The organism is Dongia sp. (assembly GCF_041906375.1).
In the GTDB taxonomy this organism is placed as follows: domain Bacteria; phylum Pseudomonadota; class Alphaproteobacteria; order Dongiales; family Dongiaceae; genus Dongia.
In genome coordinates this window covers 26,963-47,250 of sequence record NZ_JAYRJJ010000003.1, presented here as the reverse complement: position 1 = coordinate 47,250, position 20,288 = coordinate 26,963, and the positions used below count along the sequence as shown (strand labels likewise).

18 protein-coding genes are annotated in these 20,288 nt (G+C 60.5%); 4 read left to right on the top strand and 14 right to left on the bottom strand.

Annotation, left to right across the window (positions count from 1 at the left end; translation table 11 throughout):
* The gene (gene modB / locus ACE3OA_RS11665; protein WP_374310940.1) at positions 1-696 is read left to right on the top strand and encodes a molybdate ABC transporter permease subunit; all 696 of its coding nucleotides are present in this window, start codon (positions 1-3) and stop codon (positions 694-696) included.
* Entirely contained in the window at positions 693-1,796 is a 1,104-nt protein-coding gene (gene modC, locus ACE3OA_RS11660) for a molybdenum ABC transporter ATP-binding protein (protein WP_374310939.1), read from the top strand. The genes modB and modC overlap by 4 nt, the downstream gene beginning before the upstream one ends.
* Here the strand turns inward: modC and ACE3OA_RS11655 are convergent.
* The 12 genes from ACE3OA_RS11655 to ACE3OA_RS11600 form a co-directional block, all read right to left on the bottom strand.
* Entirely contained in the window at positions 1,786-2,196 is a 411-nt protein-coding gene (locus tag ACE3OA_RS11655; RefSeq protein WP_374310938.1) for a carboxymuconolactone decarboxylase family protein, read from the bottom strand. The two genes, modC and ACE3OA_RS11655, sit on opposite strands and share 11 nt — an antisense overlap.
* 15 nt (positions 2,197-2,211) lie before the next feature.
* Positions 2,212-3,711 carry a sugar ABC transporter ATP-binding protein gene (locus tag ACE3OA_RS11650; RefSeq protein ID WP_374310937.1) on the bottom strand — a complete coding sequence of 500 codons (1,500 nt, stop codon included), beginning with the start codon at positions 3,709-3,711 and terminating at the stop codon, positions 2,212-2,214.
* A 3-nt stretch (positions 3,712-3,714) separates the two neighbouring features.
* A complete protein-coding gene (locus ACE3OA_RS11645; RefSeq protein WP_374310936.1) occupies positions 3,715-4,758 on the bottom strand; it encodes a hypothetical protein in 1,044 nt (347 codons plus the stop codon).
* Positions 4,755-6,878, bottom strand: coding sequence for an ABC transporter permease (locus ACE3OA_RS11640; RefSeq protein WP_374310935.1), 2,124 nt, complete (start codon positions 6,876-6,878; stop codon positions 4,755-4,757). Before ACE3OA_RS11640 ends, ACE3OA_RS11645 begins: the two co-directional genes overlap by 4 nt.
* A gap of 70 nt (positions 6,879-6,948) precedes the next feature.
* Positions 6,949-7,962 (bottom strand): sugar ABC transporter substrate-binding protein, encoded by a 1,014-nt coding sequence (locus ACE3OA_RS11635; RefSeq protein ID WP_374310934.1) that lies wholly within the window; start codon positions 7,960-7,962, stop codon positions 6,949-6,951.
* A 38-nt stretch (positions 7,963-8,000) separates the two neighbouring features.
* Positions 8,001-8,933: an ABC transporter permease gene (locus tag ACE3OA_RS11630; protein ID WP_374310933.1), complete on the bottom strand. Its 933-nt coding sequence runs from the start codon at positions 8,931-8,933 to the stop codon at positions 8,001-8,003.
* A gap of 296 nt (positions 8,934-9,229) precedes the next feature.
* A complete protein-coding gene (locus tag ACE3OA_RS11625) occupies positions 9,230-10,147 on the bottom strand; it encodes an SMP-30/gluconolactonase/LRE family protein (protein ID WP_374310932.1) in 918 nt (305 codons plus the stop codon).
* Between the two features lie 118 nt (positions 10,148-10,265).
* Complete coding sequence (locus ACE3OA_RS11620; protein ID WP_374310931.1) at positions 10,266-10,625, bottom strand: VanZ family protein; 360 nt, start codon at positions 10,623-10,625, stop codon at positions 10,266-10,268.
* Positions 10,626-11,618, bottom strand: coding sequence for a UDP-glucose 4-epimerase GalE (gene galE, locus ACE3OA_RS11615; protein ID WP_374310930.1), 993 nt, complete (start codon positions 11,616-11,618; stop codon positions 10,626-10,628).
* Between the two features lie 46 nt (positions 11,619-11,664).
* The gene (locus tag ACE3OA_RS11610; RefSeq protein ID WP_374310929.1) at positions 11,665-12,978 is read right to left on the bottom strand and encodes a UDP-glucose/GDP-mannose dehydrogenase family protein; all 1,314 of its coding nucleotides are present in this window, start codon (positions 12,976-12,978) and stop codon (positions 11,665-11,667) included.
* 60 nt (positions 12,979-13,038) lie between these two features.
* Entirely contained in the window at positions 13,039-13,752 is a 714-nt protein-coding gene (locus ACE3OA_RS11605) for an isoprenyl transferase (protein ID WP_374311640.1), read from the bottom strand.
* 246 nt (positions 13,753-13,998) lie between these two features.
* A complete protein-coding gene (locus tag ACE3OA_RS11600; RefSeq protein ID WP_374310928.1) occupies positions 13,999-15,666 on the bottom strand; it encodes an undecaprenyl-phosphate glucose phosphotransferase in 1,668 nt (555 codons plus the stop codon).
* A 491-nt stretch (positions 15,667-16,157) separates the two neighbouring features.
* On the opposite strand from ACE3OA_RS11600, the gene ACE3OA_RS11595 reads away from it, so the two are divergent.
* Positions 16,158-16,835, top strand: a complete 678-nt coding sequence (locus ACE3OA_RS11595; protein WP_374311638.1) for a polysaccharide biosynthesis/export family protein — start codon at positions 16,158-16,160, stop codon at positions 16,833-16,835.
* 128 nt (positions 16,836-16,963) lie between these two features.
* Entirely contained in the window at positions 16,964-18,070 is a 1,107-nt protein-coding gene (locus tag ACE3OA_RS11590) for an outer membrane beta-barrel protein (RefSeq protein WP_374310927.1), read from the top strand.
* Here the strand turns inward: ACE3OA_RS11590 and ACE3OA_RS11585 are convergent.
* On the bottom strand, positions 18,064-19,245 hold the full coding sequence (locus ACE3OA_RS11585) for a glycosyltransferase (protein ID WP_374310926.1): 1,182 nt from the start codon (positions 19,243-19,245) through the stop codon (positions 18,064-18,066). The genes ACE3OA_RS11590 and ACE3OA_RS11585 overlap by 7 nt on opposite strands.
* A gap of 47 nt (positions 19,246-19,292) precedes the next feature.
* Positions 19,293-20,282 (bottom strand): polysaccharide pyruvyl transferase family protein, encoded by a 990-nt coding sequence (locus ACE3OA_RS11580; RefSeq protein WP_374310925.1) that lies wholly within the window; start codon positions 20,280-20,282, stop codon positions 19,293-19,295.
* Positions 20,283-20,288: the final 6 nt, after the last annotated feature.

The window sequence follows — 20,288 nt, the reverse complement described above, 5'->3', positions numbered from 1 at the left end:
GTGCCGTCATTCACCCCGGAAGAACTCGTTGCGATCCATCTCAGCCTGAAGATCGCCCTGGCAGCCACGGCGGCAAGCCTGCTGCCGGGGCTGTTGGTGGCCTGGGCCTTGGCGCGGCGAGACTTCTGGGGGAAGACGCTGCTTAACGGCCTCGTCCATCTGCCCCTCATCCTGCCGCCGGTCGTGACCGGCTATCTTCTCTTGCTCCTCTTTGGCCGCAAGGGGCCGATCGGCGAAATTCTCGACCAATGGTTCGGCATCGTGTTCGCCTTCCGCTGGACGGGTGCGGCCCTGGCTGCCGGCATCATGGGCTTTCCGCTGCTGGTGCGCGCCATCCGCCTCTCCATCGAACTGGTGGATCAAAGGCTGGAAGCGGCAGCGACGACGCTAGGGGCCTCACCCATCTGGGTTTTCTGCACCATCACTCTGCCTTTGGCCCTCCCCGGCGTCATTGCCGGCACCATCCTTTCCTTCGGCAAGGCCTTGGGCGAGTTCGGCGCCACCATCACCTTCGTCTCTAATATTCCCGGCGAGACGCAGACGATTCCGACTGCCATCTACACCTATACCAATGTGCCCGGCGGCGAGACGGCGGCCATGCGCCTGGTCATCATCTCCATCGCCATATCCATGGGGGCGCTCATCCTCTCGGAACTGCTGGCACGCCGCATCGCCCGCAAGGTGGTGGGCGCATGAGTATCGAGATCAGCCTCCGGCACCACATCGGCACTTTCGACCTCGCCGCCGATTTCGTGAGCGGGGCCGGAATCACGGCCCTTTTCGGCCGCTCAGGTTCGGGCAAGACCACCCTGGTCAACCTGATGGCGGGTCTGATGCGCGCGAATTCCGGCCGTATCAAGATCGGGCCGCGCGTTCTGTTCGACAGCGAGGCCGGAATCGATTTGCCGGCGCATCAACGGCGCATCGGCTACGTCTTTCAGGAAGCGCGGCTTTTCCCACATCTCACCGTCAAGCAGAACCTGCTCTACGGTGCCTGGTTCGCCAAGCTGCGCGGGTCGGCAAATTTCGATCACGTGGTGTCGATGCTGGGGATTGGCGCCCTGCTGACGCGCCGGCCGCTCAATCTTTCAGGCGGTGAGAAGCAACGCGTCGCCATCGGCCGCGCGCTCCTCTCCAATCCCGACATCCTGCTGATGGACGAGCCCCTCGCCTCGCTCGACGATGACCGCAAGGGCGAGATTCTGCCCTATCTCGAGCGCCTGCGCGACGATGCCGCGGTGCCGATCATCTATGTGACTCATGCCGTCTCCGAGATTGCACGCCTTGCAACCTCGGTCGTGCTGCTCGCCGACGGCAAATCGATCGCCAGCGGAGCGGCGGCCGATATCCTCGGCCGCCTCGACCTGCTGCCCTTCACGGCCCAGGACGAAAGCGGCGCCGGATCCCTGATCGACGCAACGATCGCCCGTCATGAGGTCGAGGATCAGCTCAGTGTCCTCGTCTCACCGCTCGGCGAATTACGCATTCCGGCGCTGGCGGCGCCCATCGGCATGGCGCTGCGCATCCAGATCAAGGCGCGGGACGTGATGCTGAGCCTCAGCCGCCCCACCGACATCAGCGCCCTCAACATCGTCCCCTGCCGCATCGTGGCGCTGCGCGACGATGACGGCGGCATGGTGAACGTGGAGCTTGACCATGACGGCGGCCATTTCCTGGCGCGCGTCACGCCCAAATCGGTCCGGCACCTGGAACTCCACCCCGGCAAGGAGGTCTATGCGGTGATCAAATCAGTCGCCTTCGACCGCCGCCACGTAGGCGCCTGGGCTAGGACTTGACCTCGAATTCCGGATCCAGGGGAATCTGCATCGCCGTCACCAGATGATTGGTCTGCCCGGCCAGGCTGATGATCGCCATCAATTCGCTATGCTGTTCGTCGGTCATGCCCTTGGCACGCGCGGCGGCTGTGTGCGAATGCACGCAGTAGGAACAGGCATTGGCGGTCGAGACAGCGATATAGATCATTTCCTTGGTCAGCGGGTCGATCGCGCTCGGCGTCGCCATGACCGCCTTGATCTGCAACCAGATCCGCTTCAGCAGATCCGGGCTGTTGGCGAGCCCGCGCCAGATATTGTTGATAAAGTCCGATTTCCGCGTCGCGCGGATGTCGTCATAGACTTCCTTTACCGCCGGATTTTTCTCGGCTTCGGCAATGGTCGGTAGTTTTACGGTCGCCATGGTTCGCGTTCCTTTTCAATGCACTGCGGCGTACATGATTTTCTCCTCCGTCGCATCGATCGGCGAAAATTCTTCGACGATGCGGCCCTGGCGACAGACCAGGATACGGTCGGAAAGATTCATGATTTCCGGCAGATAGGATGAGATCACCACCACGGCGAGACCCTGATCGGCCAGGCGGTTGATCAATTGATGGATTTCGGCGATGGCGCCGACATCGACGCCACGGGTGGGTTCGTCGAAGATGATGATGCGGGGCTTCTGCACCAGCCCCTTGCCGATCACGACCTTCTGCTGATTGCCGCCGGAAAGCTCAACCACGCGGGCATTGTCGTTGATGGCCTTAATGTTGAGAGTGCCTTTCCATTCCGCCGCCAGCTCCTGCATTTCGCGCAAGCTTACATAGCTGTGCTTCTCGCGGCCCGAAGCGAGCAGGCCGGAAAAGAGGTTCTCGGCGATCGACATGGTCTCGAAGAAGCCTTCGCTTTTCCGATCCTCGGTCACATAGACGATGCCGTCCTTCACCGCCTCGCGCGGCACAACATAGCGGACCGGTTCGCCGTTCAGCTGCACCTCGCCGCCGCGCAGGAAATTGCGCTTGTAGATGCCGGAGATGATCTTGAAGGTCTCCGTCCGGCCCGACCCGATAAGGCCGAAAACGCCCGTGATCTGCCCTTCAAAGACCGAAAACGAGTTGTTGCGGACCACGGCACCCATGGAAATATCCTCGACCGACAGCACCTTGGCGCCGGCCTTCCTGAGCTTTGCCGCATCGCGCTGCTTGCCGTAAAGCTCGTCCGACAAAGCGCGGCCGACCATGGCGCGGACGATCTTTTCGCGGTCGAAATCCTTGGCATTCCCCGTGATGACATGCTCGCCATCGCGCATGATGGTGATGCGGTCGGCGTGGGCGAGAGCTTCCTCCAGCGCATGGCTGATGAAGACGATGGAGACACCGCGGCTTTTAAGCCGTTGCATCAGCGCGAAGAAATGGCGCTTCTCTTCCGGAGTCAGGGTGGCGGTCGGCTCGTCGAAGATGATCACTTCCGCCTTGTGATGGACGGCGCGGGCGATTTCGACCATCTGCCGTTTCGCAGCACCCAGCGTTTCCACAACCGCCATCGGATCGACCGGAAAATTCAGCGATTGCAGGAATTGCTGGGCGGAAATGTAGATGCCGCGCAAGCGGTTGAGGAATTTCTCCTCGCCGAGATAGAGGTTCTGCGCCACGGTCATGGAGGGCACCAGGCTGGTTTCCTGAAACACCATGGCGATGCCGTCCTGCAAGGCTTCGTGCGGCGAGGCGAATTTGACAACCTTGCCCCGGTAGCGCATCTCGCCGCTCGTCGCTTCCACGACTCCCGCCATGACCTTGGTGAGGGTCGATTTTCCCGCCCCGTTTTCACCCAGGAGGGCATGAATCTCGCCCCGGAAAAGGTCGAAATCGATGTCCTTCACGGCAGGAACGCCGCGATAGGCCTTGGTGATCTGTCGCATCTCAATGATCGGGTCCATTTGTCACCCCTTCTGCGACAGGCTGAGAAGCGCGTTTCCGCCCTTGGCGCCAACCCAGACGTAACCACCGTACTCGGCTACACTGGTTACACCGTGGCGCGCACCATTGGCGCGGCTGTGATAGGAAGCGACCGGCCGCAGGTCGGTATCAAGGCGCGCCACCAGGCCATAGGAGCGCGACGGCGACCAGGGCTTGTGAATGCCCATGGTCTTGATGCCGCCGCATTGCAACGGCTCGAGGAAGCTCGCCCCCGACGTCAGGCTGGGTGCAATCCAATAGGGGCGTGGCACCGACGCGATCATGTCGCGCCGATAGGCTTCTTCCTGCAGGACGAACTCGACCAGCCGGTTGCGCGGGGCAAAGAGGCTGAGCCAAGCACCGCCCCCCAAGGCAGGTGTTAACCGCGCTGGATAGCCCGGCAGTTTTTCGAGCAGCGGCAAGACCTTGCCATCGGTGAGGCAAATGAGTCGATGCTTCCAGCTTTCGGCAACAATGACCCCGCCATCGGTCGCAAACACGCCATTTGGAAAAGCCAGATTACCGGCCAGCAAGGCAGCGTTGTTGGTGGCGAGATCGAAGCGCCAGACCGATCCGCTGGCCTGGCGGGTCATGAGATCGACCGCCCAATCGCCCGGCCGATGCGTGGCCGAGCCATTGCAGAGCAGGAGCGTCGTCGCATCGGCAAAGCTCATCGCGGTCAGGCATTTGACGCTCGGCGGCAGCTTGATTTCGCGCTGGTCGACGAAGAGCCTGCCGTCATCGAGCGCTACGGCGAGATGGCCGCCAGGCGAGCTGGCAAGGGCACTGATGTCGCAATCGTAGCTTCCCCGCACCTGCGCCGTGGCCTCGCCCTGCACCAGTTCGAGGAGATCGCCACCCGAGGTGAAGAACAACCGGCTGCCATGGACGGTGAGATTGTCCGGTGCTGTGACCTGCAGGCTGAGGTCTGCCTCATCCAGCGCATTGTTCGGGCGGAAGGCACCGTCGAGGGGCGGGATGGTGACGGCCTTGCCGCGAAAGAGATCGAGGATCGGGTCGAAGATCATTTGGCCCCTCCCCAATATGAGCGGATGCCGGTCCATTCGGGATTGGCGCCCGGAATCCGGTAGCGCCCCACCCGGTTGTTGAGAATGCCGCCGACGAAGAGTGACCCCTTATGCTCGCGCATGGATGTCACCATCGGGTGCGAAACGCCGGAAAGATCGCCCAGCGCCTCGACAATCCGGCCGGTCTCGTCGAATTTGACGATGCCGCCGGTATTGATATTGGGGAAAAGCCATTCATCCTGCGGCAGGCGCCGGGTCATGCGCTTGCGCATGCCGGGATGGCGCAGCGACAGGTCGTAGCTCGGCGTCCGCATGCCGAGCCAGGCCATCCAATAGGTACCGTCCGACGCACGGTTGATATTGTCGGGATAGCCCGGCATGTCCTTGATGACACATTCGACCTGCCCCGCCTTGGGCCCGTCGAACCAATAACGATGCACGCGGCAGGCCCAGGATTCGGCAAAGAACAGCGACTTGCCGTCATGGGCGATGCAGACTCCGTTGGCATAGAGATAGTTGTCGAGCAGGGTCGTCGTCTTGCCGGTCTTCGGGTCGTAACAGAGCAGCCGGCCAGTGGCGCGACTTTCGATCGAATCCAGCGCCCAATCATGGGCGTCGTAGCGCTTGGTGGAATCGGTGAAGAAGATCCGACCATCGGGAGCGACGTCACAATCATTGGGATCGCGCAACCGCGCATCGTCGACGACCGAGGTCCAGCTGCGCCGCGTTTCCGCCGTCAGCTTGGTGACGACGCGGTCCCTGGAGATTGAATAGAGCCCCATGGCGCCGACGCAGGAAATCAGATTGCCGGCCTTGTCGAAGGCGAGACCGAGCGGGAAGCCGCCGGTATGGGCGAAGACCTCGGATTTCTTATAGTCGGGTGCGAAGAAGCGGATGATTTCGCCATGCCGCGTGCCGCAATAGAGATTGTCATCCTCGTCAAGGATGACATCCTCCGGGCCTTCGAGTTCGCCAAGGCCGATATATTGGGTGCCGGCAAGGCGGTTATCGAGGGCGTAGGGCGAGCCGGAATCCGGCTCGGCCGATTGCGTTTCGCCCATGCGGTGATAGATCGGTGCCACATAGACCTCGTTGAGGACCTTGTGGCGATTCTTCAGCCAGCGGATATCAAGCGTCACCGCGGCGGCCAGCATCAGGCCCAGCACCATCTGATTGGTGCCCGTCCCGAACCCTAGGCGAATGAGGCCGTTGGTCATCACCAGGACGATGACGGCGCCCATCAACCCCTTGACGATCGAGCCGCGTCCGCCGCCGAGGCTGTTGCCGCCGACAACGGCTGCCGTGAGCGCCATGATCTCAAGGTTTAGGCCGGTTCCCGGCCCGGCACCGCTCAGGCGGCAGGCGAAGAGGAAGCCGGCAATGCCGCAGCAGATGCCGGAGATGACATAGGTCATGAAGACCGTCTCGCGCACGCGGATACCGGCATTGTGCGCCGAGCGCCGCGAGCCGCCGACGGCCAGGATATGCCAGCCGGGCCGCGACCGGGTCAGGGCGATGTGCGCAATGACGGCAATGACAAGTGCCACGATGACGCTGATGGCGACACCGAACACGGTACCATCGCCAATGAAATCCCAGAGATCCGAGGTGACGTCGGAGAGCTGAACCTTGGATGCGAAATTGACCACCAGAATATCGTAGACGGCACGACCGATGATGAAGGTGACCAGGGTTGTGAGAAAGGCGCGCAGGCGCACATAGCCGATGAGGAAACCGTTGAGCGCACCGAAGGCGCCACCAACTGCGATTGCCGCCAGGAGAGCGACCCAGACCGGCAGATCGAAAATGAACAACGATGAGACCGCAGAAAACGCGGCAAGGGCGAAGATCGATCCCACCGAGAGGTCGATGCCGCCACCCAGCATGACGATGGTAAGGCCCGTCACGACGATGGAGAATTCGCCGAGCTGCCGCGTGGAATCGCTCAAGGAGGCGGGTTTGAAGAAGCCGGATATGGCGGTACCGAATGCGGCTACCGTGACGACAAGGGCCAGAAAGGGGATGGCGCTGTCGGTCCAGCGTTTGGTCAGAATCTCGCCAATCAGATGATCGGGGATAAAATTGTAGCGCCAGCGCTGCAGCGTTTCCCGTAACGACATGGATATTCCCGGAATTGATGCGACAACGCGGCCGGCATGAAGGCCGGCCGCGTTGCCCCAAGGTGGCCGCTTATTGACCGGCTTGCAGGGCTTTCAGATCCCAGCAGGTGGCCGGCTTGAGGTCGGCTTTGGTGGTCGCCTTTTCCAAAGTATAGATATAGGTCGACGCGGAACCAGGAGCCTGCCCGCTCTGCAGCAGGTATTTGAGGATCGCGTTGATGTCGCGCGACTGGTTGTGGAGTTCGGTCATCACGACCGCGGTGAAGGTACCGTTCTCCAGCGCATCGCAATCGACCTTTTCACCGCCGCCGGTCGTTACCAGGGCGATCTTGTCCTGCTTGCCGGCTTCGCGGATCGCGGCAGCCGTGCCTGTCGCGTCGCCATCCCAGAAGTCGATGATGGCGCAGATATCCGGGAATTGCTGCAGCATGGTCGTGGTGACGTTGCGCGCCGTGGTCGCATCCCAATTGGAATCGGGCTTGGCCACCACCTTGAAGTCGGGGTTCTTCTCCAACACCTTCATGATGCCGGCATATTGATAGAGGCTCGACGCATTGACCTGGTCGCCCTGGACCAGACCGATCTGCTTCGACGAGTTTTCGCCGCAGGCCTTGATCGCTGCCTCGGCCTCAAGTTGGCCAAGACGATCCCAATCCGAGCCGATGAAGGCATCGACCGGATAGTTGACCGGGTTGTCGATGGCAACGACGTAGATACCTTCCTTCTGCGCCTTCTTGAACAGCTTGGCGTAGGAGTTGAGGTCGGGTGAATGAACTACCAGCACATTCGGCTTGGGATCGGAGGAGATGGCCTCGGTGATCGCCTGGGCGCCAGCTTCGATGCTCCAATTGGGGTCACGGGTCTCGAACACACCGCCGAAAGCTTCGACTTCCTTCTTGAGATAGGCCGCCCAGCCCTGGGCCAGATCGAAGCCCATGGCCATCGGCACCATGACCACGCGCTTGTCCTTAAGCGCCGCGGCATAGGCTGCGGGGCCCGGATCTTCCTGGGCCACGGCAACGCTGCCGAAGGCGATGGTCATCAACGCCGTCGCGGCGATGAGAGTCTTCTTGAAGCTGATCATTTGGCACCTTTCCTGTCTGTCGGTTGGTTCAAGTTTCTTCAGATATCGCCCTGCTGCGCCGTCTGCTCATCGCGGGGGTTGAGCACACCATCGATGATGATCGCCACAAGCAGAATCGTCGATTTGATGAGGTTCTGATAGAGATTGGAGATGTCGAGAATGGTCATGGCATTCAGCATGATGCCGATCAGCAAGGCGCCGACGATGACATTGCGCATGCCGCCCTTGCCGCCGGAAAGGCCGATCCCACCGATGACGGCCACGAGGACGATGTCATAGAGCAGGGTCGAATTGACGACACGAGTATTGATCGACAGCAGACTGGAAGCCGTGAGAATGCCCGCCGTGAAGGCGATGATGGCCGAAAGAACGTAGCGCAGCAGAATCATCGGCCGCACAGGGATGCCGAGATTGCGGGCCGCCATCGGATTGTCGCCGGCGAAATAGACGTAGCGCCCCCATTTGGTGAAACGCAGGAAGAGATAGGCGAGGAAGACGATCGCCGAAAAGAGGAAGACCTCGATCGGAATGCCGAGCCAGCGCGAGCGACCGAGGATTTCGATCCAATGCTGCGGCGGCACCGGCACGGCATCCTGGGTGATGAGCTGCGACCGCACGAAGCCGAAAACGAAGGCGCCGCTGGCCAAGGTGACAAAAATCGGCGGGACGTCGGCATAGGCAACCAGGAAGCCGTTGGCGAGGCCGATCAGCAGGACAGCACCGAGCGCGACAAGAAGCGCAATATGGCTTGGCGTGCCGTCACCCAGCATCTGCAGATACCAGGCGACCGACATGGCCATGATGGCGACAGCCGACAGATCGATGCCCCGGCCGATAATGACGATGGCCATGCCAACCGCCAGGATGCCGAGGACCGAGACGCTGCGGACGATTGAGACCAGGTTTGCCGTGGTGAAGAAGCCCGGCAAAGCCACGGCCGCCACGACAAAGACGATTGCGGCGATCGCCAAGACGATCTTTTCTTGATCCAAACGCGCAAAGACTGAGCGGATATTCATCCCAAGACGCCATCAAATATGGGCGCCAGCCGACTTTGACCGCCGGCGGACCGCCCCATCCCCCGGGAAATTTCCCACAGAGAGGCTAATACGGGGAGGTTTCATGAGTCTACTGATCATTTGTAAGACAAACGTTGCATAGCCGGCCGGGGCCGGCCGCGCTTGTCTATCGGCCGCGATCAACTGATAGCGAGCGAGAAGATCTCGGCCCGCGGCTCGGAAAGCTCGTGGCGGCTCTCGCCTCAGCGCTAGGGGCGAAGGGCGCCTTGCGTGTTGACGTAGATCGAATAGAGGGAAGTCGTGCCGCAGATGAAGAGGCGGTTGCGCTTGGGACCGCCGAAACAGACATTGGCGACCACTTCCGGCACGCGTACGCGGCCGATCAAGGTGCCATCGGGTGCATAGCAATCGACGCCGGCACCGGTGCTGGTCCAGATGTTGCCGTGCACGTCGATGCGGAATCCGTCGAAGAGCCCCACCTGGCACTCGGCGAACTTCTCGCCGCCGCTGAGCGATTTGCCGTCGCCAGAGACGCTGAAGCGACGGATATGGCGCGGTCCGTTGGGCACATGGGTGGCACCCGTATCCGCCACGTAGAGAAGGCTTTCGTCAGGCGAAAAGGCCAGGCCGTTCGGCTTCTCGAAATCCGTTGCAACCGCCGTCAGGCCCTGGGTCGCCGGATCATAGCGGTAAACGTGGCAGGCGCCGATCTCGGATGGGGCGGCGTCGCCCTCATATTCGCTGTCGATGCCGTAGCTGGGATCGGTGAACCAGATGGTCCCGTCGGACTTCACCACCAGATCGTTGGGGGAATTGAGGCGTTTCCCCTGATAATGCGAAACCAGAACCGTGCGCGAGCCGTCATGTTCCGTGCGGGACACGCAGCGGCCGCGATGTTCGCAGGAAACCAGGCGTCCTTCACGGTCCACGGTATGGCCGTTGGTGTGATAGGCAGGACTGCGGAAAACCGAAACCGAACCGTCGGTTTCGTCCCAGCGCATGATACGGTCGGTGGGGATGTCCGACCAGATCAGGTAGCGGCCGGCCGCGAAATAGGCCGGCCCTTCCGCCCAGCGGCAGCCGGTGAACAGTTTTTCCAGACGCACATTGCCACCGGCATAGCGACGGAAACGATCGTCAAACACCTCGAAACTGTCGGTCAGCATGATTTCCCCCGGTACGTGCGCCCCGTTGGCCAGGAGCGATTGGGCCAGCGACCGTATCCCGGCGCGGCGGGGTGATCATCCTAGATGTGGGGGGCAGACTTCAATAGCCAATCGCGGTTCAGAAAGCGCTGCGCCGCAGCCGGATGGTCCAGGTAAAGGCAACCGCACCCAGGAGGATACCCAGGCTGTTGGCCAGTTGGTCGAAAGCGGACGCTTCGCGGCCGCCGAAATAGCCCTGGGCGAGTTCGATGGCACCGCCCAGCAGAAAGAGGAACACCAGCGCAAGGACACGGCGCCGCTGGCCGACGAAAGCGGTCATGGCCAGGCCCGACAGCACGAGATAGGCACCGACATGCTGGCATTTATCGATCACGCCACCCGATGGCGGTCGCAGATCAGGCGAGAGAGAGCCTGCTATGACGGCAGCGATGGCCAGCAGCCATGCGCCGAAGCATAATATGCGTTGCCAGCCACTCATCTAGGCCGATTCCGCCAGGCCATCCACGTATTTGGCATCCCAGTCGACGGCACTCTTCACGATCTCAACGATGTCCAGGTGGCGTGGCTGCCAGCCCAACCGGTCTCTGGCGAGGTCGTTGGCGGCATAGAGCGCCATCGGATCGCCGTCCCGTCGCGGCGCTTCGCTATAGGGGACCGGATGTCCCGTGGCAGCCTCCACGGCCTTCAGCACCTCGCGCACGGAAGCAGGCTTCCCGGTGCCGAGGTTAAATCGGTGGCCACGCGCATGCCCCATGATGAAATTGAGCGCCGCCACATGGGCATCGGCGAGGTCGCTCACATGCACATAATCGCGCAGGCAGGTGCCGTCGGGCGTATCGTAGTCGGTGCCGAACACTTTGAGCGGCTCGCCCTTCAGCCGGGCGGCGTGGATGGCAAGCGGGATGAGATGGCTTTCATGCACATGCGCCTCGCCGATGCGCAATTCGGCATCGGCCCCGGCAGCGTTGAAATAGCGCAGGATGACGGCGTCAAGGCTACCCGCCTGGGCCGCATCCATGATCGCATTTTCAGCGGCAAGCTTGGTGCGGCCATAGGGATTGATCGGCGCCGTCGGCATATCCTCCCGGATCGGCAATCCGGGCGGCACGCCATAGACGGCACAAGTGCTGGAGAAAACCAACTTGCGGACACCGCTGCGCTTCATTGCAGCGAGCAGAGCCAGCGTGCCGGAGACATTGTTGTCGTAATAGCGCAGCGGCTCGACCACCGATTGCGCCACCAGCGACAGGGCCGCGAAGTGGAGGACAGCTTCAATCTCGTGCTTGTCGAGAAGCGCCGAGACGAAATCCTGGTCGCGTACATCGCCCTTTTCAAACTTGCCCCATTGCACCGCCCAGGCATGGCCGGTGACGAGACTGTCGAGCGTCACGGGCTCAAAACCCATGGTCGAAAGTGCTAGGCAGGTGTGGCTGCCGATATAGCCGGCGCCGCCGGTAACCAGGACTTTCACTGTCTCCAAATCCTTTCGCTCCTTGCCAGCTTTCCGTCCTTGTCGGTCAAAGTGCCCGCGGGCGGCCAAGGCTGCTGTAGTTGAAGCCGAAGGCCGCCATTTCGTCCGGCCGATAGATGTTGCGCAGATCGACCAGCACAGGCGCCTTCATCAAGGTCTTGACGCGCCCCAGGTCGAGGGCGCGATAGCTGTTCCATTCGGTGAGAATGACGACGGCGTCAGCGCCGCTCATCGTGTCATAAGCATCCTGCCGATAGTCGATATCGGGCATATGCTTGCGCGCCTCCTCGATGCCGACCGGGTCGTGGGCCCGGATCTTGGCGCCGCGGGCGATCAGTTCGGGGATGATGACGAGACTGGGCGAATCGCGCATGTCGTCGGTATTCGGTTTGAAGGTAAGGCCGAGGATCGAGATGGTCTTGCCGACAACCGAACCGCCCAGGGCAGCAGCGATACGGTCCACCATCTGCAGTTTGCGCGCGTCATTGTAGCTGACCGTCGCCTCAACCAGGGACAGCGGCGAATGCACGTCGCGCGCCGTCTTCATCAGCGCCAAGGTATCCTTGGGGAAGCATGAGCCGCCATAGCCGGGGCCCGGATGCAGGAACTTGGAACCGATGCGGCCATCGAGCCCTATCCCTCGCGAGACATCGGTCACGTTGGCGCCGAGCAGGTCGCATAGGTCCGATATCTGGTTGATGAAGGATATCTTGAGGGCCAGGAAGGAGTTGGCGGCGTATTTGATGAGTTCGGCCGTTTCCAGGCTGGTGAAGAGGATCGGCGTCTCAATGAGGAAGAGCGGGCGATAAAGCTGGCGCATCACCGCGCGGGCAGCATCGGTCTCGCAGCCGATGACGACCCGATCGGGGCGCATGAAGTCGTTGATGGCCGACCCTTCGCGCAGGAATTCCGGGTTGGATGCCATGTCAAACTTCGCCGCCGGATTGGTCTTGCGGATGATCTCCGCCACCTTGCGGCCGGTGCCCACCGGCACGGTCGATTTGGTGACGATGACCGTGTAATCCTTGATCTCTTTAGCGATGGTCTCGGCTGCGGCATAGACATAGGTGAGATCGGCATGGCCGTCGCCGCGCCGGCTCGGCGTACCGACGGCGATGAAAACCGCGGCCGCCCCGACCATGGCTTCAGGGAGGTTCGTGGTGAAGGACAGCCGGCCTCGATCGACATTGTTCTTCACCAGCGTGTCGAGTTCGGGCTCGTAGATCGGGATCTTGCCCGCCTTGAGTTGCTCGATCTTGCCCGCATCCTGGTCGACGCAGACCACGTCGAAGCCGAATTCCGAAAAGCAGGCGCCGGAGACGAGACCCACATAGCCCGTGCCAATGACGGCAATCTTCATTTATTCACCCTGTCCTGAGGAGTCGGCAATCCGCGCCGGCCCGTTCTGCATATATCATATTCACACATTGCCGCCGAAGCGGCGATCCCGCCTTTTGAACGCGGCCAGAGCCACGGCAAGATCCTCGGCCGTGAAATCCGGCCAATATCGGTCGACGAAGAGCATTTCCGCATAGGCCATCTGCCACAACAGGAAATTGCTGATCCGCTGCTCTCCGCTGGTGCGGATCAGGAGGTCGGGATCGGGAAGATGGGCGCTTGGCAGCGCACCGGCCACGGTCGCCTCGTCGATTGCCGCCGGGTCGAGCCGGCCGGCGGCAGCTTCCTGCGCCAGATGGCGGGCGGCTGCGGCGATGTCGGCCCGGCCGCCGTAATTGAGGGCGATGGTGAGGTATAGACCGGTGTTCCGCGCTGTCAGCGCCTCCGCCTGTTCCATCAGGCGGACGATGTCGGGCGCAAGCTCCTCCCGCGTGCCAATGACGCTGAGGCGCACGTTATTCTCATGCAGGCCGGCGACATCCTTGCGCAGGTATCCGCGCAGCAGGCCCATCAAATAGTCGACTTCCACCTTCGGCCGGCGCCAATTCTCGGACGAGAAGCCGAACAGGGTGAGATGGGTGACCCCCGCCCCCGCCGCCGCGCGCACGATGCGCCGCGCCGCCTCCGCGCCGAAATAGTGCCCCATGGTGCGCGGCAGGCCGCGATGCCGGGCCCAGCGGCCATTACCGTCCATGATGATAGCGACGTGAAAGGTCCCGGCGATGCCACCGCCCATGGTGGCAAGTCGCTCGATGGAAGGCCCCGGCCGCAGGGCAAGGGCAGCAGACAATGTGCTCACGATAGCTCCTCAACTTTCTCTTATGCGCGACATGCGCGGGAGCAGGTTCTCGGGGAAAAGTGGCAAGATTGCGGGCACCCGGAAGATTATTGCAGCGGAGGAGAGGCAATTTGACGACAGCCGAGCCAGCCCCCTGCCTCCGCCATTCCCGGCCGGAACAAGCTCGACACCATTGAAAAGGGATCAGAAGGCGTTCCGCGGCCTGACCAGCTCGATGACCGTCATCAGCAGAATGCGCAGGTCAAAGATAAAGGACCAATTGTCGATGTAGAAAATATCGTGATGCACGCGTGCCTCAAGCACTTCCGGCACATCGACCGCGCCGCGCAGGCCGTGCACCTGCGCCCAGCCAGTGATACCGGGCTTCATGCGGTGCCGCACGGCATATTCACGCACGATCTCGTCACACAGGCGGTTGCCGACCTGCATACCCAAAGCATGGGGCCGAGGGCCGACCAGTGACATATCGCCCTTAAGCACGTTGATCAGCTGCGGCAATTCGTCAATGCTGGTCTTGCGCAGCAGGGCGCCCACGCGCGTGATGCGGGCATCGTCGCGCCGGGTTTGCTGGCGTGCCTCAAGATCGGCACAGTCGCTATACATCGAGCGGAACTTCAATACGTTGAACTTCCGATTGTTGAAGCCCATGCGCGGCTGCCGGAAGAAGACGGGGCCGGGACTACTGACTTTGATCGCCAGCGCCGAGGTCAGCAGCAGCGGCGACAGGACTATCAAGGCCGCGGCGGCAGCCACCATGTCGAAGCTGCGCTTCACCACTCGGTCGAGCCCGGATTGGGGCCTGCGACTGAGGTTCAGAAAAGGCGGGTGCGCGTCCCGGATCACCTGCTTGTCGACCCGGACACCGATGAATTCCGGCACCAGGGCCACATCGACCGGCAGATGTCGCAGCCGTGCCAGCAGGTGAAGAATGCGATCTTCAGCACCCATCGGCAGGGCAACCAGCACCTTGTCGATCGTGGGCGTGTTCTGCACCAGATCGACCAATTGATCGATACCACCGCGTACGGGGATGCCATGCAGGTCCAATGGCACCCGCTGCAGGCGGTCGTCGAAAATGCCGCGCACCTGGACCGAATCGGCATAGTCGTCGCGAACCACCCGCATCAGGCGCTGGCCGATGGCATCTGCACCGAACAAGACGATATTGGTGGCCAGATAACCGGCGGCCTGCAGACGACTGAGCAAGGCATAGGCAGCACCCCTTTCCAAGGCAACCGCGAGCGCTGCAAACAGGGCGAAATGCACCTCGAGCGGGATTTGACCGAGAAGCAAGCGCGTTTCATTGAGCGGTATGCTGCGCCCAAGAAGCGTCTCGAGACCAAAGGCAATGGCGGCGGCAACCCCGGTTAACATGGCCGGTTTCAGAATGAACTCCGTCCGCGAGATCTTCGAAATACGCGATAAGCTTTCCGCCTTGTAAGACTGAGCAAAGGCGTGTGCCAGAAAGAAGCTCAGGGCGGAGGTCACGAAGAAATGTGGCAGGTTCGTTTGCAGTATGTCCGTGCCGACGGACAGTAACGCGCCTGTAATAGCGACCATAGTCGCGAAAAACACAGAAATATCACAAATCGCCAGAAGGACGCCGCCGAGCTTTGGATCGCGCGGAATTAAGCGGACTGAGCTGAATCCGTTGCCTCGCACGTCATTGGCGGGCGCAGCGATGGCCTGGTTCGAACGCAAGTTCGGAGCAATGTGCAGTTGTAGCATGGCGACACCTGTCATTCTCCCCTGAACGGCTGATCCCTTTCCCAGTGAAGCTGTAACCGGTGCTCTTTTTTTTGTATTTTTCATCACAATTTGCAGTCGGTCATTGAAGATGACTGGAGCCATGCAACAGCTCCCATGGTATGGCCCGACGCTTCATCGCAGATGCAAGCAGATGCTGTCGCAGCGTTGAAGGTGAGCAAAGTGTCAAATACCCGTCGCACTCGAATTCAACTTGGCCGCGATGATGCTCGATGGCGATGGAAATGGGTGTTACAAGCCTGAGAGAAAATCGCAGCTAGAGAAATACTCTGCCGCAATATTTTCAGGAAACGCACAGTTACTTGGAAGCACAACCCGCACGATGATCAGTTTTTGCGCATGACTGTCGACTCAATGGGCACGATCACGCAAACCCAGCACAAACGCAGCTGAGGTTCTTTCGTTCCCGCGGCGAGAAGGATAAGCCCTGATCATAAACATCCCCAAAATGTCTCAACCTTTAACAGCCTCCAAAGGCCATGAATGTGGGTCCGCGACTTTCATTGTGGCTCCGGTGTCGCTCGATTCGATTAGCCCGCGCCTTTAACCTTTGGGACCTCGATCTACAATTGGTGATGCACCTGTTTGAGCGGCGCCGGAAGACATGCCAACATACGCCCGGTTGGGCACCAACATCCGTTGAGAGGTTGTCGATGCTGCGTCATATCGCGCTGCCCTTTTTCGCCCTTTTCATTTCCCTCGCTGCCGTAACTGGCTCAGCGGTGGCCGAAGACGCCGCCTATCGGATCAATGGCGGCGATCAACTACACATCTCGGTTTATGGCGAGCAAAACTTGAATCAGGACGTCGTCGTCCAGCCGGATGGCTGGCTATCGTTCCCCTTGGCCGGCAACATCAATGCTCTCGACCTTACCTTGCGCGAGCTGCAGGCCAAAATCGCTGATAGCCTGCGCCAGAGTCAGTTTTTCCCCAATCTTACCGACAGCGAAGTGACCGTTTCGATGTTGAAGGCGATCGGTAATTCCATCTCGGTCATCGGCCAGGTCAAGCAGCCCGGCACCTTCGCCTTCGACACGCGGCTAGACGTCATGCAGGCACTGAGCCTTGCCGGAGGCCTCACGCCATTCGCTGGCAAGGACGACATCAAGATCCTGCGCCGCGACGCTGCAGGGAAGCAATCAGCTATCCTGTTTGACTATTCGGCCCTCGAAGATGGCGAAAACCTGGAAAGCAACATCCTGTTGCGAGGCGGCGACGTGGTGGTCGTACCGCAAGCCGGATTTGGCTTCTAGTGGGGATGGCATGCCGCACGACAAGCCGGTGGAAGATGCCACGCCCGGCCCTCACAAGTGCATTTCTTCTATTGTCGCCATGGCTCTGCGACATTGCCCAGGCCCAGGAATGGAAGCTCGACACTAGCTTGTCGCAGCAATTTCTCTACAGTGACAACCTGTTGCTCGGGCGGGACAACGAAATTGAAACAGTCGGCTCCGTCACAACGCCGGCGCTTAGACTGACGCGGCAGTCGCCAACGCTCGACGTTTCGCTTGGCGGCCGCTTCGATTTCACCGAATATCTCGATCATTCAGAGTTCAATTCTCAAGATCAAAGCATCCGGCTGAACATCAAGAAAGCCGTTACGGAGCGGAGTACGCTGGGGCTTAATAGCAGCTTCATCCGCGACACGACCCTCAAATCGGAACAGGAAGAGACCGACCGGTTCATCGACAAGAAGATCGGCATTACCTTCTGGGAAGTACGGCCGAATTGGACCTATCTGCTGTCTCCGGTCGACGAAATGAAGCTGGGCGGGAGCTATAGTTCCGTCACCTATGACAGTTCTGAAAAGACCGACTATCAATATTTTGGCGGTACGCTCGACTATCGGCATCGCTTAAGCGAAATCGATCAGGTTACGGCCAATATTTCCTATTTCCGCTTTGTGCCGGACGAATTGGGCGACGCCACCACTGATACGGTGAGTGGCCTGATCGGTTATGGATATACGCCATCGGAGCGCCTGACAATCACCGGCGCGGCCGGCCTCGGATACAGCATCGAGAATGGTAGTGGGCCGGATTCGACCGAAGATGATGGCGACGGTGGCCTCGGCTACAGGCTTAAATTCAACGCAAAGTATGAACTGAATGAGCGGACATCCGGGCATATATCCCTGTCCCACGATTCGGAACCTTCAAGTGACGGCGAACAGACCACCCGCAATCGCGCGACACTCGGGCTCAGCCACAAGTTGACGCCACTCACCACCTTTGCCTTCAACCTCGACTATGTTGACACCTATGACTATGCCGGGCTCGAAAGCAGTGGTCGGACGGACGAGGATGAGTCGCGCTACGCTGCCATACGCCCCTCATTGGCCTGGGCCCTAACGGACCAGGTCAGCCTGGTTGCGGAATACCGTTACCGCTACAAACTCTATGATGAAAACAATGAGTCAGCGATGTCCAACTCGGTATTTCTCACGCTGCGCTATGAACTGCCAACCTGGGCCTGGGACGGCTACTGAGCGCTGACGGCGGAGGCCGCTGCACTTCCCGTCGGGCGCAATGCTGCGTTTATGACATTCCAATAGGCGTTCTTTGCGCGTGCAACGCTGAAATCCCCGGCACGCTTGGCGGCCTTTTCCGCGTAGCAGCGGCGCCGGTTGGCATCCGACATCGCCCGCAGGCCGTCGGCCATATGCTCGACATGGTCTGTCGTCACAAGGATGCCATGTGCCGCATCCGTTACGCCCTCCGGAATTTCTTCCCGCGCCTTTTCCGCAAGCACTTCTGCAGGCCCCGACAGACAATTGGTCGACAAGACAGGAACACCGAGTGCCATGGCCTCAAGCAGGCTATTGGGGAACCCCTCGGCACTGGATGGCAGGACAAATAGTTCTGCATGCTGCAATACTGCAAACGGATTGGCACAGAAACCCGGCATGTGCACCCTGCCCTGCAATCCCAACCGCTCGACCAAAGCCAATAGATTGCTGCGTTCGGGCCCTTCACCCAGAATCAGCAGATCTTCGCTCATGCCAGCGCGTGCATAGGCCTCTATCAGCATGGAAAAATTCTTGTTCCGCACGAGACGACCCATCGCAAATATGTAGGGACGCTCGGGTACGATGCTAGGAGTTGCTCTACCCTGTCCGCGAATGTTGTCGAGATCAATCGGATTGGCGATCACGACCAGCTTCTCGCGGGCTACTCCGAACGAGCTGGCGAGATCATCTGCCACACCCGGAGATACAGCGACAATGCGGCGCGCTAGCGGGTAGCAATAGCGCACCAGCAGTCGCGCCACTTGTGCACCGACGCCCTTTCCCAGATGGCTGCTGGTATTGACGCGCTCACTGATCAACACCGGAATACTCAGCGCCCGACAGGCGATCACGGCGGCAATATTGGACCGGGTAAGGAAACTCAACACAACATCCGGCTCGATCTCGCGGAGCAAGTGAAAGAGCTGAATGACACTGCGCCAGAGGCTGCCACGGCAGTCCAGCTGTGCGACATTGATCCAGCCGGGCACCTCATACGCTGCCGGTTCACGATCCAGCAGGACAAGCGTGATATCCGATTGCCGCCGTTCGTCTTCGGATGCGCGCAGCAATGTGCTCATGACCCGTTCCGCGCCACCGCCGGCCAAGGAGTTGATGATGAAAATGACGTGGCGCCGCGACAGCGTTACGTCCACTCGGCTACTTTTCATTGTCCCTGGCCCTTCACCAGCAATTGACCGCTTTAGCGCGCTGCACTTTGCGCCATGGTCGCAAGCAGCGCTCGCCCCTCCGTCAGCGCATCCTCGACGGTCGCTGCGCGGCGCAACCCCACGTAATCGCTCGTCCAGGCATCGATAAAGCCGCCGAGTTTTCCATATGAATTGTCGAGAGCCACATGTGGGATATCAAGCAATGTCGCCATGATATGCGCGTGCAGCCGGTCCGTTATGATCACGCGCCCGCGCGACAGGATATCGACACCCCGCCGGAAACGATTCCGGGCCAGCGCATTGAACGCAGACACGGTCGCGTTGACACCGTGCAACATGCCGTCCAGCCGCCCCGTCCAGCGAGCAAGACGCAGGGATCCACGTGATTCAACAAGCCAATCCGTCACCTCGCTGCCCTCTGGTATCGCGGGCAAGTCAGGGCCAGCCACCTTCTCCTTGTCCGACCGCATCAGGCAGAGAAAGTTCTTCCGCGCCTTGGTGGGTTCAGTAGCGCCGATGAAGAAGGCCATATCCGGGCAGAAATAGGTCGGGCAATCGAACTTCTCCCGGGCAAAGGCCAGGGATCTTTGATCCCTCACCACCAAAGTGAAAGCGCCATGTCGCGCAATCGCGCGCGCCGTTTCATCGGCCGATTCCGGTGGGTCGAAGAAAATGGACTGGGGCAATTGCACTATCGGCCGACCCGGATGATCTTGCAGCAGACGCAGGAAAAAGGCGTGATGATGGCGCCAGAGAGTCCCGAAATTGCCGCCCCCATTAATGAGTATTGGCCCATTGGGTGCCTCAGCCCGCAACTTCTCCGCTGCGTAGCTCTTCATCGAACTGCAATGGGATGGTGCCACCCCCAAACGGGAGCGCAGAAATTCGATCTGCCCAAGCCAGATGGCTGAATCACCCACATTCGCATAGTCGGGAAAATCCACCACAGCGACCTGACCGGCCGGAATCAGGGGACGCAAGACTTCGTCGATGCGAGCCTGCAACTTGCGGATCAACTCCATGTTGCC